Here is a 17455-nt window from a genome sequence, read left to right as displayed (position 1 = left end):
TAAAAATAATGTTATGACGTCCTAACATTTATTAGATAGAAATAATAACATTTTGATTGATTACAATTATTCAAGAATTATAAAGAGGAGTTTTCTCTATATTTTTTTAGAAAGTAAACTCTTTGTTGAAGTGCCCGCTCCTACTTTTGTTACTGATTCATTGTAAAAATTCGACTTATTCTTTTAGGTAATTTTTATCTTATTATACTTAGTAATTCATTTAGACAAAAAAATAATGAGTGTTTCTACATAATTGTTGGTACGTTAAAAATGTGTCTACATGTACTTAACATGAAGGTTCCATTCACATGAAATCAATTAGTTGTTAATTTTATGTGAAGTTCTAATTGCTATCATTATTCGTACTAAATTAATAAAACTTTTAGTGTAATGTAAGTATCACTTTGATGTTAATAAGATAAGGATTTTCTGTTAGTAATCCAATTTACAGAAATATTTCTTTTTCATAGCAGTGATGCATTTTTTAGCATAATACTATTAGAATGTCTTAGTTTAAGAGATTATTTACAGGAATTTTAAGGACTATTGCATTAGTCAGCTTAACCGCTGGCTCTCTTTTTAATATGTTAATTATAATCTGAGATGGTTGCTGTTGTTCATATGAAATTAACAGCCTCTTCTAACGGCTTCCTAAGAGTGACTGAAATTGACATAGAATTGTATTCAAATGAGGCACAGAGCATATTTTTTCTGTCAACATATACATTCATGTGAACTAACAAGTACTAGGTAAAGAACAGCGCATTAACATAACATTAACAATTATCGTCCTTATAAGAGATAGATCCCTTCAAACCAATTAAGTAATAAAAAAACTTAGTGTGAATTGTTATAAGATCTCCATGAAATCTCTTTAGTAAAATATATACACGCGTATGATAGTAGGTGCTTGGATATTGAATATTTTAGATGCGATTTATATAAGCTGTATAAGTAAGAGTTATATATGAAACTTATTTATACAGCTCATATAAAATAATATCATATAATTATTGTAAATTAAATTTGATTTATTGTTGTTATAAAAGCGTTTATGTATACGACTTATATATAAAACTTATATATAAGTCGTATACATATTTTTGTGAGTGTCATGTTAATAAAAAGGAGTGATTTTTCATGTGTTTTTATCAGTTTTTTCTACAGTGTTTTATTACAATTAATTAAAATGTAAATCACATGAAATTTAAGATTGATATAACATGTATACGCGTTATATATACGCTGTATATATAAATCCTTATAAAACATGGATTCTTTATGAATTTATTAATATAAGTCTTATATATAAGACCTATATACAAGTTTTATTTATAATGACTTGATATACGACGTGTAATGATGTACTATGTTTCTAGGAATAATTAACCAATGTTTTAAGGGGGGGACAACTTGAACGAGGTTTTAAGTGAAAAATATCAAACAATCAAGTTTGCAGATGAAGTAGTAAACATGTTTGCTGATATACTCGAACAAGATGAGATACTCTACAGTGTATTTCTATACATAGGAAACGTAGTAAATAAACAATTTCAAGAGACAAAGTACATGAGAGGCATATCGATTAATGAAATAGTGGAAAATGTAGTTATTGATAGGAGAGTAAAGAAGAAAAAAGGTAAATCCTATTCATTAGAAGTTGAACGTACAAATATATCTAGACGTTCAGCAGAAATAAGTGTGAGTACGCTATCATCAATGTCTTTAATCTATGAAAAGACTATGCATCCATATAAATTTTTAATCTCAACTTATAGAGGGCAACAAGTACTTATTGAGTTAGGGAAAAGAAAAAAGGTAAATAAGGAGAGATAAAATAATGGCAAAAAACTTCTTGAAAAATGAAGTAGCAGTTAAAATGACAATGGTTGGATTTGGTCAAGCTGGTACTAGAATGGTAGATAAATTTGCGGAATATACACATACAGATGGCACAGCAGTATATAATTGCTTAGCACTAAATAGTAATGATGGAGATCTAGCTGAATTAAAAAATGTACCAAAAAGTAATCAAGTTTCACTTAAATTAGGTGGTTTAGGTAAGAACCCTGAGCGTGCGTTAAAAGTTCTTGATTCAAATGAGGAAGCAAAAGATAAATTAAAAGAATTTATTACTGAACGTGTAAGACCTTCTGATGAACTTGTTTTATTCTTTGCAGGTTTAGGTGGAGGAACAGGAACTTCTACAATCATTAAAGCTATTGAAGAATTTTCGGCTTTTCATAATAAACCAGTAATCAGACAAGAATTACAAAAAGTTGCTCAGCAATATCCAATGTCTGAAATCAAAGCAAATCAAGCAAAGTTTGCGCGAATTGCCTTTGAAAATGCTATTGAGCGCAAAGATTTTATTAAAATGGGGATTGTTGTAACACTTCCTGTCCGAGCAGATGGGCCGGATGTATTACGACAAGTAAATAAATTTTCACAGGAGATTTGGAAATTAGCAAATGATAAATCCAAAGGTGTAGCCTTTGTAGTATTTGCTGATAACCAGCACTTCTACGATGAATTTAAGGAATTAAATGAAAATGAGAAAAAAGGTATCGCCAATTCACGAGATTATGCGAATCAACGCATTAGTGAAATCATTCATGAGTTAAATACCGCTGCCAATGGATCTGGTACATCTGTAATACTTGATTCTCAAGACTTTAAGCGTATTTTACTTGAGAAAACGGGCTGTTTAGTAATTAATAAGGTTTCACGTAATATGAACCAGATAGAAAATAGTCATGCAATTATCGAGATGTTCCAAGAATCATTAAGTGGTAGCTCTTTCCATCCGCCAATTGATTTGATGAAGAAGAATAACGACGGTTCTGTAGAAGCGTCAAAAGTACATCATTTTGGTATGCTTGCTATCTTAGATGAGCAAAAAAACATTAATGATTCCTTTATGGATGATGCTAAGGTAGAAGTTTCAAATAATCTACCTATAAACGGTACAGTTTTTAATGGATATTTGGTAAGTAAAAATGATTTCTTAGGAAGTGTATATACGTTCTATAAAACTGATGCATTACCATCGAGATTATCTAAAGGATTAGTTGAAGAATTTAATGAGTTTAAAGAAAGACAAAGACAAATTCAGTTTACAAAGTCTCAAATTAGTACTATCGAGAGTATTGATGAGGATGAGGATTTAGGTTTTGCATTTGGAGATTTTATCGATATGGGTAGTGACGAAGAAAATAATAATGCTGGAGCAAATGAAGATGAAGATTTAGCAGATTTTCTAGATCCAGATAAGATGTTTGGTACTACAAAATAATAAAAAAAGTCTGGACTAAGTTCCAGACTTTTTTTATTATTCCACAGAATTCATAAGAGATTTAATATAATCAATTATATTATCCTGTATATACTGTTCAATGAAGAGTTGTTTTTTACCCAAATCTTCCTCTTTTTTAAACCATCCTACCTTTCTAGTACGTTCCTCTGCAGCTTTACTATTCCACAGGCCTTCTGCCTGCTTTCTTAACTCCTGACGTGCCCTATGCTCAATAATGAAATTATCAAGTCTATCTTGGCGCTGTCGTAATTTTATGGTTTCTGCATCTTCGGGTTGTGGTAACTGTTTAAGTATACTGTCTACCCTCTCTTCGTAACGAGACTCAATATGTTTTATTTTTTCTTCTAACTGTTTAGCTACCAATTTTTCAATGATTTCTGCAGTGGCCTGAAGGTTTAATTCAGTAGACACTTCATTTGATTGATTTTCTAATGATACAGGTCTTAAATCGAATTGGTGTGGTAATAGGTCAATAATTGCATCTAAAGACCATTTCTCATCCCTTTTCTGCTTAATAAATAGAGCAATTTCAAGATCTAATGTATTATAAAGTTTTTCATTTGTATTTTGGGTTCTTAACGTTTCGTGGAGCCCTTTTTCCTCTAAAATATTGAACCAATTATAAACGGTATTGTGATGACGTCCAACTAGTTTAGAGAATTCAGTTATTCGCCATGCCTTTTCAAAAATATTATCATCTAATATGTCATCATCGTTAATTTGATGGTCTTGTGATTCGCTTTTTTGTTCAATCATTGTAACAACCTCCTTAAAAATCAGCTCATGAACACTCAATTTGACATTAACATGTGGACTGAAATTAACATGTTAGGTAGTATTTCGCTAATATGTATGCAAATCCCTATGCATTCAGTGGCTCACATGAAATATAAAATTAACATGTAATCGAATGTTTGTTAACAGAACATTAACTATTGATATAGAATACGCTTAATTTGTTGATGCTATTGTCACCCCTAAGTATATAAATGGCAATGTTCTATCAATGGATAACTCTATCTTTTATGTTAGCAGGATTAATGATAGTTGCCATGAGATTAACAAAACACGTTACTTAATACTAATGATAAGGAAATATAGGTATTTTGTAAACAAGTTATGAGGAGATAATCAATGATAGTGCAGAAAATAAGCTGACGTAAGCTAGGGAATTTAAATTATAATGTATAATAGCTAGAAAAAAAGGTAATAATATAACCAAATTAGTAGTATTTTATGAGGACAAATATAGCTAGGAATATAGGATTAGAATTATTGTGAATCCACTTTAAGGTTTAATGTCCACTCTATGTCATGATCAATAGGATATTTACGAGTATTTTAATAGTGTATGAAATATTTGAGATAGATTTATGTCACTGCGTTAACACTTGTGACTTTCAAACAATCTCAAGATGTCATTTGTTTAATTTTCAACAGGATAGCTTTTGTTAAAGGTGGAAAATAATCAATTTGGATGGAGTTTCAACCCCTACTGACATTAACATGAGATGTGAGATTGACATAGAAAGGGTTTTTGGCAAATAAATATCAATGTCTTGTTAACTGAACTATCATTAGTTATCGCTGTATTGGTGGTGTTCTTATTAAAGCGTCTTATTTATATGGGATCAAATATATGAAAGACTCATTCAAATTAACTGAATAAGTCTTTTAATCCCTCTGTAATATTGCTTAATTTAGTGGAGGAACTAACATGTGGTTAATTATTGACCAATTCCGTTACAAACATCTACACTCCTATTATTAACATGAGATCGATATTTAAACGCATTGCTATTATTTATTATCAATTTCATGTTAACTAAAAAGAGGAAATTTTAATAGAGTAGTTTTATATAGGTAATTGATAAATTGAACTTTATACATGATTAGAAATGTCATATCTTGTTAGTAAGTAATTAATTTATTATAAGTTCATGTTACAGAATTAATAGCTATTAATAATATCCCTATTATAAACTGTTTTTATAGGGTTATTAATGGGTATTTATACTTATTGTATTGAATTTATTGACATGAAATTAACATTTCACTCTAAGGTTAATGGTTACATGTCAATGTCGGTTGATATGTAAATGTTATTGCGCATTGTGAAGGCGTTATTTCTTGTTCATATGACATCGATAACAAAGATAATGTAGTTTTGAGAGTTCAATTGTATAAAAAGATTATAGTTTTGTGTACAAAAACTCCAGGCCTCTTGAAGTGATCATTTAAATATAGTAGTACGCTAAAAGGTTTGATTGACATGTAAAAGTTAGTTTAAACGAAAGCGGCGAGGATCTGAATGTATAATCCCTTAAATCTACTCTGCTATCATTAACATGAGATCGATATTTAAACACCTTACTATATTCTATTATCAATTTCATGTTAACTAAAAGTATGAAATGTTAATACGATAGTTTCATATAGATTATTGATAGATTGAACTTGGCACATGATTAGAAGTTGTATATCTTGTAGTGATTAATTTATTTATTATAATTTTAAGTTACCGAATTAATAGCTATTAACAATGTTTCTATTAACAGATTGTTTTCCTATAGAGTTGTTAATGAGTATTTATGCTTTATGCGTCGAATTTGTTGATATAAAATTAACATTTACTGGAGGGTTTATGATTACATGTCAATGTCGGTCGATATGTAAATGTGAGTGCGTATTTCGAAAGGGGCTTTCCTTGTTCATATTACATCAATAACAGGGATAATGTAGTTTTGAAAGTTGAATTGTATATAAAGATTATGGTATTTTGTACAAAAGTTCCAGGTTTCTTGAAGTGAGCATTTAAATATAGTAGTACGCTAAAAGATTTGAATGACATGTAAAATTTAGTTTAAATGAAAGTGACAAGGATCTGAATGTATAATTGTTTAATTTAGTGTGTATAATTAACATATATATAATTATTGGTTGAATCTGTTGCAAATACCTGCACCACTATCATTAACATAAGATTGAATTTAAGTATTTTACTATATTCTGTTGTCAATTTCATGTTAACCCAAAAGATAAAATGTTAATGTGATAGTTTATTAATAGATTGAAATTTGTATTTGATTAGAAGTTTTATATTTTGTTAATAAGTAATTAATTTACTAAATGTTTATATTATAGAATCAATAGCTATTAATAATATTACTGTCAAACGTTTTTTTAGATTGTTGGTGAGTATTTGTATATATTACATAAAAACTGTTGATATAAAATTAACATTTCTCTCTGATTTTTGATTGACATATCAATGTCGGTTGATATGTCAATGTGAGTTTTTGATTAAAAGTGGGTTTTTCTTGTTCATATGACATCAATAACAGATATAATGTAGTTTTGAAAGTTCAATTGTATATAAAGATTATAGTTATTTATACGAAAGCTCCAGATCTATTGGAGTAATTTCTTAAATATAGTAGTGTGTTAAAAGAATTTATTGAAATGTAATAGTTTTTCTACATTAAGATGATAAAAATCTAAATGTATATTGCTATTAACAGATGGTTATTTATAATTTTTTCTGTTAAGAAGTGTATCTTATAAGGTGTTAATAATATCTAATATATATACTTATTCTATTAAAATGTTGATATGAAATTAACAATTCTCCTTGGATTTTTCTCTACATATTAATGTCAGTTTATATATGAATGTGAGTGTACTTAATAAAAGGGGCTTTTATTGTTTACATAATATTAATATGGGGGCGATTGTATGTTAAGCAGTTTTAAAAATTTAATCGTAAATAAAATTACGAGATTTTGTTATAATAATTGCAGATTTTAACTAAATAATCTTCTGTACATTGTATTATTCTAAAAATTGTTTGATTAATATAGAAGTTTGTGTAATTAACTGTATTTTTGAGATTAGATACATGGAAGTATAGAGAAAGAGGAATAAATATATGTGCACAAGGATGCAATAAAGCTATTGACTTTTAAAAATTATAGCTTTATTCTTATGTGTGAATGATAATTATTCAAGATTAATATACAAATTAATAGATTTGATTTCTAGCTAAACGGACACACCGAAGGCACATAACCTGCCATTGGTGTGTCTTTTTTTGTATATATAACATTTGAGAGGGAGAATCCAGGACTATGAATGAAATTGTAAACCTGAGTAAAAAGAGATTTATAAAGTATTGTGAGGATAATACAACATTTGAGGAAAGTATTAATCGTATGATTAATCATTATTTTTTGCAGTTAGGTAATAGAACGAATATCTTACAAGAAAGAGAATTTAATAACGAAGTTGAAGAGCAAAAATTTAAAAACAATGTAAAACGTTTTGAAACTTTATTCCCAGCAGCAGCTAAGAATGCGTTTTTAAAAGGGTATCAACTTTGCCTAGAATTTATACATCATCCTGAAACACAAATTCCGGACAATTTATATATGGATCCGAACTTTATAAAAGATATTCCTTTTGCCTTAGCAAATGCATCTGAATTTGAATTATACGAAATCATTCGAACAGATGAAACACAGGAGTTTTGTGTGTTTGCCATACGAACATATGAGGGGATTCGTCCATTACTAGAACAAGTATTTTGTGAAATTGCATTTGCTGGTGCTGAATGTGCTTTTGAACATGAGCGATTGGAAAAAGGTTTTGAATTAGAGAAAGGTGATATTACCTCGTTAACCAAAGTTCCTGTAGATCGTCTTTTTGCTATTACGCCTTCAATAAATGGAGTTGTTGTGCATGCAGAAGAACATTGTGAGATCTGGAATCTAAATTGGAATAGTAAAGTTACAATTGATGATCCTTTTATTGAGGTTGCAGAGGTTACATTTATTCATCAAACAAAGGATATGATTCAAAAAAATATTGATGAGGGTGTTTTATACTACAGTATTCTTTATCTTGATACACCAATGTATGAGATACAAGATCGATTAGAAATACGAGTAAAGTTAAATTCTGATTTTGGTGCTCCACGTCCAATGGAACAAGTTGAAATGGAGTATATTCTAAATGAGATTATTGGGAAGGTTCATCTTCAGACACAAATTCCAATTGAAAATATGATTTTACTCCAACGTTAGAGTTTGTAGGAGGTCAACTATGGTGAAAAAAATTGTTTTAGCTATTAGTGATACTGTATATACGGCATATTTACGTGAGGATTTTATTGGTGCGGGATTTGAAGTAGCTGATAGTGATGTAATGCACATCAAGTACCTAGATGAAATTCTAGATACGGAACATCCCAATATTCTATGTATTAATGACAAACGACTAAATATTGATGCGGGGCATGAAGAGAAACGTGAATTGATTATCTTACAGAAACTAAGAGATATTCGCTTTAATCGGGATATTCGTATAGTGGTATTTACAGAGCGTGAAAATGATGATGAGTTTTTGGCGAAACTGATTTATCTAGGTATCTATGATATTTTTAACTCTCGTAAAATTGATATTGATAATAAAGTCATCCCACAACTGCTGCAGGAACCGGATATTAAAAATGTAGCAGAAATTGTAGGAGCAAGTCAGGCGCCACAACTAACAAAGTTGCCTGAGGTTCCTGTTGGTAAGGAAGAAGAGGAAGTAGGTAACAGTGAACTTGCCCCTAATTTTATAAATAAACAAAAGCGTAAGTCTATTCCAGAGGAGACGGCAAAAGGAACTATTATAAAAAAACAGTATAAATTGGCTTTTGAGCCGGTATATGAAAAACAAATTGGTATTGCCATTCCAAGAAGAACAATTGTTGTGGCCAGTATGAACAGAAGAAGTGGTGCTACTTTTGTTTCACATCTTTTAGCTGCGTATTTAAATGAACTACAGATTGATGTGAATTATATAGAAAATCTATATGATGATGGCTATACGTTTCCGTTACTAAAGGGATATACAGAAGCACCAGAAAACTATCGTAGTGAATTTATGTTGCAGCGCTATAAGGAGATGTTACAGAAGGAATCTGATATATTATCAATTCAAAAGTGGAAGCAAGGAAGAATAAACTATATCGTAAAGAATCCTATTGTAGACCAAGATTTAAAAAATGAAACTGAGCAGGACTTCGACCATTTTATTAAGGTTTTATTGGCTAACCAAGAAGCATCTTTATCTATTATTGATGCAGGGAGCGATTGGGATAAAGATTTATTCCATGAGATATGTGAAATAGCAGATTATATCTTCTTTGTAGCGGAACCAGATCTGCATCAATTGCTAAAGATAGCGCATCCTCTTACACAAAAAGAGAGAAAGCTCGTTTCCTACTTAGCTTTAGAGAAAACGAAAATCATTGGGAATAAGTTTTCTCCTGCACTTTTAAAGCATGAAGTAGTAGAAGAATGTTTTGGAGATAAGTTATTAACTGCTTTACCACCATGTGAGATAGAAGATGTATTTGAATCTCAATTAAATAGTAGTACGTTACTATCTAGTCGGAACTATTATAAAGAGCTAGAAGGAATTATGAAGGAAATAGCAGAGTTATTGCTACCGAATCAATTGTTGAACCCAAAAAAAAGTTCCATTTTAAGTGGATTTCGATTTCGGAAGTTTGAAAATTAAGGAAGGGTGAAGAGGGATGCAAAAATTTATTATAGGTGCCGCCTCACTATTATTATTTGTTGGTTGTTTATTCTTAATGACGGATATGATTATTGGCGATACAACACATACCGATAATAAGTCTGCATTAGAACGTGCTGGAAGTACAGCAATGGATAAAGCCGTAAAAGTTGGTGTTTTACGGGTCCAAGAAGAAATTGCTATTGATCCAGTAATTGCAAAGAATGAGTTTGAAAAGTCCTATAAACAAAATGCAACATTTAAGGATCCGGCATCAAAACGAGAGTTTTCTGTACATGCTGTACAAGAGCAACCTGCAATGATTGCGGTTGAAGGGGAAGCAGAAGCTTCTAGTTATACTAAACAATTTGATGAAAAGAAAGGCAATATTAAGAGTAACGCAAAACACATATATATTTATGAAGCAGATTCTGATAATAAGAAAACCGGAGGAAACGTGAAATAAATAAGAAAAAGTAGGTGTGTAAGAAATGCAAAATACAATAACAACAGCGCTTTTTCTAACGCTTTCTTTATTATTAATAACTCTTATACCAGAAGGAGTACTGTATGGAATGCAGTTAATAAAGGCACATGATTTTGCTTCTAGTACAGTAGAATTAGCAGAACAAACAGGTGGTTTTCAGTACACGTATGAAGGGGAAAATGTAAATTTAATTCCTGATATAGAGAAGAAAATGAAAGAGCAGAATATGGATGGATGGAAATATGAATATACGAAAGGGCGCGTAGATCATAATCAGCCATTGAATTTTAGGATAAAAGTCAAACATCACTTTTTTATTTTTAAAATGATAGGGATAGACAATGTGAAAGCACCGATATGGGCAAACAAAGATGGAATGGGACAAATCTATTTCCGTTGAAAATAAGAATACGTATAAAAAGGCAAAAAACTATATGTTAATATAAAATCTATAAATTAATATGTTAAATTATTTGGATTTTATATTCACCTTAGGTACAATAAAAGAATCTATGGGAAATGAATCTATTGGAGGAGCAAACAATGGCAAATAAATTTTTAAAAACAGCAACAGCACTAACAATTATGGGAACATCTTTATTAGGAGCAGGAGCATTTACAGCTAAGGCTGATAACATGGATTCATTAAAATTCAATGATGTGCCAGCAAATCACTGGTCTACAAAAGCAATCTATGATTTAGTAAATCGTAAAATAGTAGCTGGATATGGAAATAATGTTTTTGGTTTTGGTGATAATATAACTCGTGGGCAAGTTGCTCGTATGATTTATGCGTACGTAAAACCAGCAGATGTAGATGCTAGTTTCAAAAATCCATTTACAGATATTAAAGGGCACATGTTCGAAAAAGAAATCTTAGCACTTGCTAAAGAGGGTCTTGTTGCTGGTTATGGTGAAGGGAAATATGGTCCAGATGATATTTTAACCCGCGAGCAGATGGCGCAAGTACTTACAAATGCTTTCAAATTCAAAGCTACTAAATCAACATCATTCACAGATGTGGATAAAAACTCTTGGGCATATAATGCAATTAATGCATTAGGGGAAAACGGTGTTACAGCTGGTACAGGAAGTAATAAATATTCACCACAAATGCATGTAACTCGTGAACAGTATAGCCAGTTCTTATTCAACTCTATTAATGCAGTTGAAAAAGAAACAAAACCAGAGATGAAGCCAGATCTAAAACCTGAAATGAAACCAGAAGAAAAACCAGAAGTGAAGCCAGATCCAAAACCTGAAATGAAACCAGAAGAAAAACTAGAAGTGAAGCCAGATCCAAAACCTGAAATGAAACCAGAAGAAAAACTAGAAGTGAAGCCAGATCCAAAACCTGAAACGAAACCAGAGGAAAAACCAGAAGTGAAGCCAGATCCAAAACCTGAAACGAAACCAGAGGAAAAACCAGAAGTGAAGCCAGATTCAAAACCTGAAACTAATTTACCAACGATTTTAGACAAAGGTTTAACTGCAGAAGATGTTACTTATAATCCAATTGCTATGAATAAACAAATTGCACAGAAATCTATTTCTAATGATGCTCAAAATCTGATTAAGAGTGTGAATAGTAAATATGGTACTAATCTTAAATATGCAGATTTAAATGGAACGATTAGACTGCTTGATAAAAATATGTACTTGCCAGCAGGTACAATAGGTGCACAAGTATACATTGACGCGGTAAGTGAGAATGATTTTAAAATTATTTTCCTAGATAATAACGAAGCAACAATTGAGTTAGCTAAAAAGTGGACTACTTTGTTAAATTCAGATTTAGTTCTAGATAAAGAAATTCAGGAAACAGTTGATGCTCAAGAAATCAATAATTATGAAATAGGAAAATATAAAGTTCGTGTAGGGCATTCTACTGCTGATCATATGATGTACATTCAAGTACGTGTATAATATTATTGTGATTTACAGTTTGATTCAAAATATTTAAATATGTAATATAATAACAAATTAATATAAGTGATTTATTTACGTAAAGGACACACCTTACGTACCTAACAAGGTACAGGTGTGTCTTTTTTATGTTTAAAGGAGAGATGTTATGATACTGCGAAATAAGATATTATTAACTTGTGTTTCTGTGATACTTATATGGCCATCGGTAGCTAGTGCAAAAAATGGGGATGTTCCATTTTATAATGGGAATGAAGATACCTCTTTAAAAGCACCTGAATTACAATTGAAAGGGAAACTCCTTAGACCAGGAAGCGGTTATAAATCAGTAGAGTTCAATTATAAAGCAGATTTGCATTTTCCTTCTGTTTATAATGGTACTTTCAATTGGGAAAATCCAAAGGAAAACCTTATCAAAAATGTAGACAAGTCAGAACCTTATGTGCGTATATCAAATGATGGCTATACCAATTCTTCAGTTACAGTTGGAGATCGAATGATAACTGAAATGGAGAGAATTACAAACGGTATAATTGCAAGCAAATATTGGGGTACCCCTGAATTCGTCTTAAAAAATATAATTCCACATAGAATTAAAAATAGACTTTCAGATGAATCTTATGGAGATTTCTATTGGATTAGAGACATAGCATATCTTTCTGGTGGATACGCTGGTTCTGGTGGTGTAGATGATATAAATAGGTATAGCTTGTGGTATGTACGTACAAGTAAACCTCAAGTAAAAGACTTTAAAGCTATGAGTGGGAAAAAAGGTGAACCTGTTAAACTTACATTTAACGGTTTTGAGTATGTAAGTAAAAATAAGGGATACAATGACCGAGATCCAAATGGAACAACTGTAAATCCTTATCAAAAAGCTGCTGGGGAACGAAATCGAGTGAAGTGGATGCTAGATATTACAAAAAATGGTGAACCAGTTCATCATCAGGAAAATTACCTGCGCTCAACTGCTCAAAAAGATAATCAAAAACCAAATGAAGGCGATGCAGGACGATTTACGAAAGAAGATGTAAGTTGGCAGCCACAAATGTGTGGTCGTTATACTGCAAAATTAAAAATTATTGATGGTGTTCAAAGGGATTCAAATGAGAACACAGTTGATTTTATTGTAGATGGTAACTGTGGTACAGAAGTAACACCTAATCCAGAAGATGAAGATGACTTTAAATATAAAATAGACTTTTCTGCTGACCGAATTGAAGGAGAAACAGCAAGAGAAGGAAAGAATATAAAAACAAGAATAGATGTATCACGTGATAATTTTAAACCGGAACGTGACCAATATAGAGCAAAGGTAAATAACAATATTAATAAGTTCCAGCAAGAATTAAATAGTTCTGAATCTGATAGGGATAGTGCACAGTCTAGTCTAAGTTATTGTCGTCGTAATCCAATTCATGAGGTAGATGCCGAAGGGAAGGATCACTACTATGATAGGGACTGCTCTTGGGAAGAAAATAGACTGGATAGTGCTGCAAGTAGGCTAGATACAGCAAGGCAGAAGTTAGAAAAAGAGAAAAATAAAATTAAAAAGTTAGATGCACTAGAAGCGGAATATGCAAATCCTGAAACAGTAGTTGTGCTCAAGCATAACGGACAACAAGTAGTATCACAAAAGGTAAAATTAGCAGAGGGAGAAAAGAAAACCTTGAACCTTGGCTGGCAACATAAGGGGAAAGGAACAATTCAGGCAGAAATTAACCCTGCTGGTAATCGTCTAGATATAGAAGAAACCACATACAAAAATAATCCTATTAAAACAGCTATCTATGCACCATCTCATGAAAAAGGGATGTGCGGAGTAACGAGTGTAAAAGGTGTGGTAGAAACAGTAAGTGAACGTGTGTCAAAAGAGGATACAGTGGGAGAAATGTTCTATGAAACATTAAGTGGAAGTATTGATAATTTAGCACCATCTAAGCTACATGCTGGGTATGGTTTTTCTTATGAAGTTAACGGAAAATATAAAAATGATTGGAATGCCAATTATCCAGTTGTATTTACAAAAGCAACGGCACAATATCCATTTGCAGATGAAGGACTAAAAACAACATATGATTTAGATAGTGTTTCTAATAATGGCTTAACATCAAAATTCTTACCTAAAAATATGTATTTGTCTGAAATAACGGGACATGTCTTTGATAGTAAAAGACCAACTAAGTCTTTATATTGGGATGGACAAGAGAAAATTATTGATGGTGGACAAAAATGGTATGCACCATTAAAGACGAAAGATGGAAAGTATTCTTTCAATGTTGAGACAAATCCTTCCGGTGTTAATGAAATGAGCTTGTGCCTGACTAATGACGTAGAAATTAAAGGTGTCGCGTATGATGACTTTAAGAAGAGAAGGGTGCTTGCAGATCTCCCATTCCCTGTACAAACGCCTGGATGGAACTGGGTTGGAAAAGAACACATAATTACAGACTTATCAAACTGGTACTACATGAAGAATAAAAATTAGTTAAATAGTATTATATAATTAGTTGAATCGATAAAAGTATATAATCCTTCTTAAACTAGTAGCTGAATGGATAAACCAAAGGCACATTCCTTAATGGGGTGTGCCTTTTTTACGTAGAAAGGGGAATTTTCGAATGGATAAAAAGAAAAAACAGCGTATGAAACGAACGATTTTTATTGGAGTTATCGCAATGATTATCTCGCTATATATTGGAAGTGAATTTCAGGATCGGAATGGGAAAAGCTATGCTCCTGCAAAGTATTTTGAAACAGGAACGAAATTGATTTCGTATTAAAAATACTTTGTGTTATTTCCCTAACTATAGTGGATGAATACACATGACATGTACGATAGTTGGTGTTATAATATGTGTAGAAGTATCATAAAGATAGTTTTCGCATAAACTAAAGAAGACGAGATGCTCCAACATCTCGCCTTATGTAACTGTTACCGCAAGTGAACTGGACCCGAAAAGTTAGACACATATTTAAACAGCTAATAAGGATTGAATTCTGTATTTTACAGGAGGCAATCCTTTTAATTTTGCCTTAATCCTTTTATTATTGTAATAATAAATATAATTCTCTAGTTCTTCCCTAAAGTGTTCCATACTTTCAAAATCTTTAAGATAAAGGGTTCTGTTGCAAAGTTTCTTAACAGATAAATATTTAGGGTGAGTACAATTAAATCTTATGCAATTGTAAGTAATTTTTGCAATTCATTGTACGTTGAAAAACCGCGGTTTGGTCGCAAACTGCGGTTTTGTTTATAGATAGCATGAATGGTTTCGATTCCTTTCAATGTACGTGAAGCATGGCGAAGACTTTGAAATCCTGCGGATTTGGAAAAACGTCGCTTGATATGTCTATGATCCTGTTCGATGAGATTATTCAAGTGCTTGATTGTACAATGGGTGGCATGCTTATAAAATCCTTGTTCCCTTAATTTATTGAACGCGCAAAGTAACGCGGGAGCCTTGTCTGTTGTGAGAACCGTTGGTTCTCCAAATGTTTTTACTAGTCTTTTCATAAAGGCATATGCCGCTTGATGATCTCGTTTTTTGCGAAGTTGAATATCCAATGTGTGTCCATCATTATCGATTGCTCGATAGAGATAACACCATTCGCCTTTCACTTTGATATAGGTTTCATCCAGGTGCCAAGATAGCTGTACAGATTTGTTTTTCTTTTTCCAAATCTGACAAATGAGATTTCCATATTCATGAACCCAACGCATGATGGTTGTTGGGTGAATCGAAACTCCACGTTCTTTCAGAATTTCAGAGACATCGCGATAGCTTAAAGAAAAACGACGGCTACCAAAATAATGTCTTTCTTGAACTGTTTTCCTTTAAAATATCGCATGTGTAATTCTCCTCGCCTCCTTTTTCTAGATTGTAACTAGGTTTAAGAAACTTTGCAACAGAACCTTAAATCACTTACGACTACAGCCAACTCTTCTTTTTGGTTGAATTGACGATCGAGTTTGTTTGAACTGTTTTCTTCATTACAGTTAACTCTCTTCGGCTTAAATTGTGCAATTGTATAGTTAGATACTAAACCTTGGTTCTTCATGATCCGTCCAATACGGCGACGTGAAATCACATATCCTAACTTTTGTAGTTCCACTTTTATCTTTCGTGTTCCGTAGTTCTGACGGCTCTCTCGGAAGATTTCTTTCACAAGTGGTGACAATTCATCTACTGTATCTTGTGCCTGTTTGGCTTCATAATAATACGTTGCCCTTGATAATTGTAGGACATTGCACATTGCTGATATCGAGTATTTATGTAGGTTATTCTTCACTACTTTTACTTTCGTCCTAGAATCAGCGCCGCTTACTTTAAAATATCATTTTCCATAAGAAGTTGTTTGTTTTGTTTTCTTTTCTTAACGCTTCCAACTCTAATTGTTCAGCGGTCTTATTATCTTTCTCTTTAAACGAGCCAGACGTATGATTTTGATTGATCCACCGATCCAATGATGTGGTGTTAATCCGTATTCTTTAATGATGTCTTTCCTTGGTTTCCCATTTTGATACAGTTGAACCATTTGGTGCTTAAATTCCGCTGTAAAGGTTCTTCTTTCTCTTTTATTTTTCGTCATAGTAGATTCTCCTCAAATATATTAGTTGTAGTCTACTTGACCTTAATTTTTTTGTCTAATTCAGTGTAGCCTATACAGATAATATTTTTGTTTTCATGGGGGGAACAACACATAATAAAATTGCATTTTTATCACCCCTTATCATCCCTTAACAACAAACAAGACGCCACCAAGATCACGGCAGCGCCTACGATAATTGCTATTGGTTTAAATAAAAGAAGCCCCTTTTGATGGTCCCCTTAAATGTAATTTCTGATATAAGCCCTTATATTCATAAATTCCAGAAATAGTTTTACTTATCTTTCTCCATATATTTTTTAATCTTTCGTTCTTCCCACTCTTTTCCGAATATCCCTAATGGAAAAGTTGTCAAACCGTGTATAACAATACCTATTCCCCAACCCCAAAGTGGATATAAAAACCATAATTGACTTGAGTCAGAGGTTACATTTATTAAAAAAAGCATAAGATTGACTAGTATATAGACCGTTAAATGAATGTAAAACGCTTTTAAATTCCCCACCCTTTTTTTAGCTCGTAAATAAATCTCATCTCGCTCCATCTTT

11 protein-coding genes and 3 pseudogenes are annotated in these 17455 nt (G+C 31.9%); 9 read left to right on the top strand and 5 right to left on the bottom strand.

Features of this window, described 5'->3' with window-relative positions; all coding sequences use genetic code 11:
* Positions 1-1413: 1413 nt before the first annotated feature.
* A complete protein-coding gene (locus QCI44_RS30535) occupies positions 1414-1836 on the top strand; it encodes a hypothetical protein (protein ID WP_016089810.1) in 423 nt (140 codons plus the stop codon).
* A gap of 4 nt (positions 1837-1840) precedes the next feature.
* Complete coding sequence (locus QCI44_RS30530; RefSeq protein ID WP_016135718.1) at positions 1841-3295, top strand: FtsZ/tubulin family protein; 1455 nt, start codon at positions 1841-1843, stop codon at positions 3293-3295.
* A 36-nt stretch (positions 3296-3331) separates the two neighbouring features.
* Here QCI44_RS30530 and QCI44_RS30525 read toward each other — a convergent pair whose 3' ends face one another.
* Positions 3332-4072: a MerR family transcriptional regulator gene (locus QCI44_RS30525; protein WP_016135717.1), complete on the bottom strand. Its 741-nt coding sequence runs from the start codon at positions 4070-4072 to the stop codon at positions 3332-3334.
* Positions 4073-7443: 3371 nt separating this feature from the next.
* On the opposite strand from QCI44_RS30525, the gene QCI44_RS30520 reads away from it, so the two are divergent.
* The 7 genes from QCI44_RS30520 (at position 7444) to QCI44_RS30490 (ending at position 15079) form a co-directional block, all read left to right on the top strand.
* Positions 7444-8397 carry a hypothetical protein gene (locus QCI44_RS30520; protein ID WP_016135716.1) on the top strand — a complete coding sequence of 318 codons (954 nt, stop codon included), beginning with the start codon at positions 7444-7446 and terminating at the stop codon, positions 8395-8397.
* 19 nt (positions 8398-8416) lie between these two features.
* Positions 8417-9883: a hypothetical protein gene (locus tag QCI44_RS30515; RefSeq protein WP_016135715.1), complete on the top strand. Its 1467-nt coding sequence runs from the start codon at positions 8417-8419 to the stop codon at positions 9881-9883.
* 16 nt (positions 9884-9899) lie between these two features.
* Positions 9900-10349 (top strand): hypothetical protein, encoded by a 450-nt coding sequence (locus QCI44_RS30510; protein ID WP_016135714.1) that lies wholly within the window; start codon positions 9900-9902, stop codon positions 10347-10349.
* Between the two features lie 25 nt (positions 10350-10374).
* Complete coding sequence (locus QCI44_RS30505; RefSeq protein ID WP_016135713.1) at positions 10375-10770, top strand: DUF4320 family protein; 396 nt, start codon at positions 10375-10377, stop codon at positions 10768-10770.
* A 143-nt stretch (positions 10771-10913) separates the two neighbouring features.
* A complete protein-coding gene (locus QCI44_RS30500) occupies positions 10914-12296 on the top strand; it encodes an S-layer homology domain-containing protein (RefSeq protein WP_353811652.1) in 1383 nt (460 codons plus the stop codon).
* A 148-nt stretch (positions 12297-12444) separates the two neighbouring features.
* On the top strand, positions 12445-14784 hold the full coding sequence (locus QCI44_RS30495; RefSeq protein ID WP_353811651.1) for a hypothetical protein: 2340 nt from the start codon (positions 12445-12447) through the stop codon (positions 14782-14784).
* Between the two features lie 133 nt (positions 14785-14917).
* Complete coding sequence (locus QCI44_RS30490; RefSeq protein ID WP_000358415.1) at positions 14918-15079, top strand: hypothetical protein; 162 nt, start codon at positions 14918-14920, stop codon at positions 15077-15079.
* Between the two features lie 192 nt (positions 15080-15271).
* Here QCI44_RS30490 and QCI44_RS30485 read toward each other — a convergent pair.
* From QCI44_RS30485 to QCI44_RS30470, 4 genes and pseudogenes are all read right to left on the bottom strand, one after another.
* A pseudogene (locus QCI44_RS30485) lies at positions 15272-15433 on the bottom strand (IS3 family transposase); the annotation flags it as partial.
* Between the two features lie 41 nt (positions 15434-15474).
* Positions 15475-16148, bottom strand: a pseudogene (locus tag QCI44_RS30480) (IS6 family transposase).
* A 60-nt stretch (positions 16149-16208) separates the two neighbouring features.
* Positions 16209-16889, bottom strand: a pseudogene (locus QCI44_RS30475) (IS3 family transposase); the annotation flags it as partial.
* 292 nt (positions 16890-17181) lie between these two features.
* Positions 17182-17451 (bottom strand): 2TM domain-containing protein, encoded by a 270-nt coding sequence (locus QCI44_RS30470; RefSeq protein WP_016135706.1) that lies wholly within the window; start codon positions 17449-17451, stop codon positions 17182-17184.
* Positions 17452-17455 lie beyond the last annotated feature (4 nt).

This window comes from Bacillus cereus group sp. RP37 (genome assembly GCF_040459695.1).
In the GTDB taxonomy this organism is placed as follows: domain Bacteria; phylum Bacillota; class Bacilli; order Bacillales; family Bacillaceae_G; genus Bacillus_A.
Note: the sequence above shows the minus strand (reverse complement) of the source record. Positions and strands in the feature narration are given on the sequence as shown.

Coding starts and splice junctions, on each gene's coding strand:
- QCI44_RS30530 (WP_016135718.1), top strand. CDS start 1,841: ATGGCAAAAAACTTCTTGAAAAATGAAGTAGCAGTTAAAATGACAATG.
- QCI44_RS30525 (WP_016135717.1), bottom strand. CDS start 4,072: ATGATTGAACAAAAAAGCGAATCACAAGACCATCAAATTAACGATGAT.
- QCI44_RS30520 (WP_016135716.1), top strand. CDS start 7,444: ATGAATGAAATTGTAAACCTGAGTAAAAAGAGATTTATAAAGTATTGT.
- QCI44_RS30515 (WP_016135715.1), top strand. CDS start 8,417: ATGGTGAAAAAAATTGTTTTAGCTATTAGTGATACTGTATATACGGCA.
- QCI44_RS30510 (WP_016135714.1), top strand. CDS start 9,900: ATGCAAAAATTTATTATAGGTGCCGCCTCACTATTATTATTTGTTGGT.
- QCI44_RS30505 (WP_016135713.1), top strand. CDS start 10,375: ATGCAAAATACAATAACAACAGCGCTTTTTCTAACGCTTTCTTTATTA.
- QCI44_RS30500 (WP_353811652.1), top strand. CDS start 10,914: ATGGCAAATAAATTTTTAAAAACAGCAACAGCACTAACAATTATGGGA.
- QCI44_RS30495 (WP_353811651.1), top strand. CDS start 12,445: ATGATACTGCGAAATAAGATATTATTAACTTGTGTTTCTGTGATACTT.
- QCI44_RS30490 (WP_000358415.1), top strand. CDS start 14,918: ATGGATAAAAAGAAAAAACAGCGTATGAAACGAACGATTTTTATTGGA.
- QCI44_RS30470 (WP_016135706.1), bottom strand. CDS start 17,451: ATGGAGCGAGATGAGATTTATTTACGAGCTAAAAAAAGGGTGGGGAAT.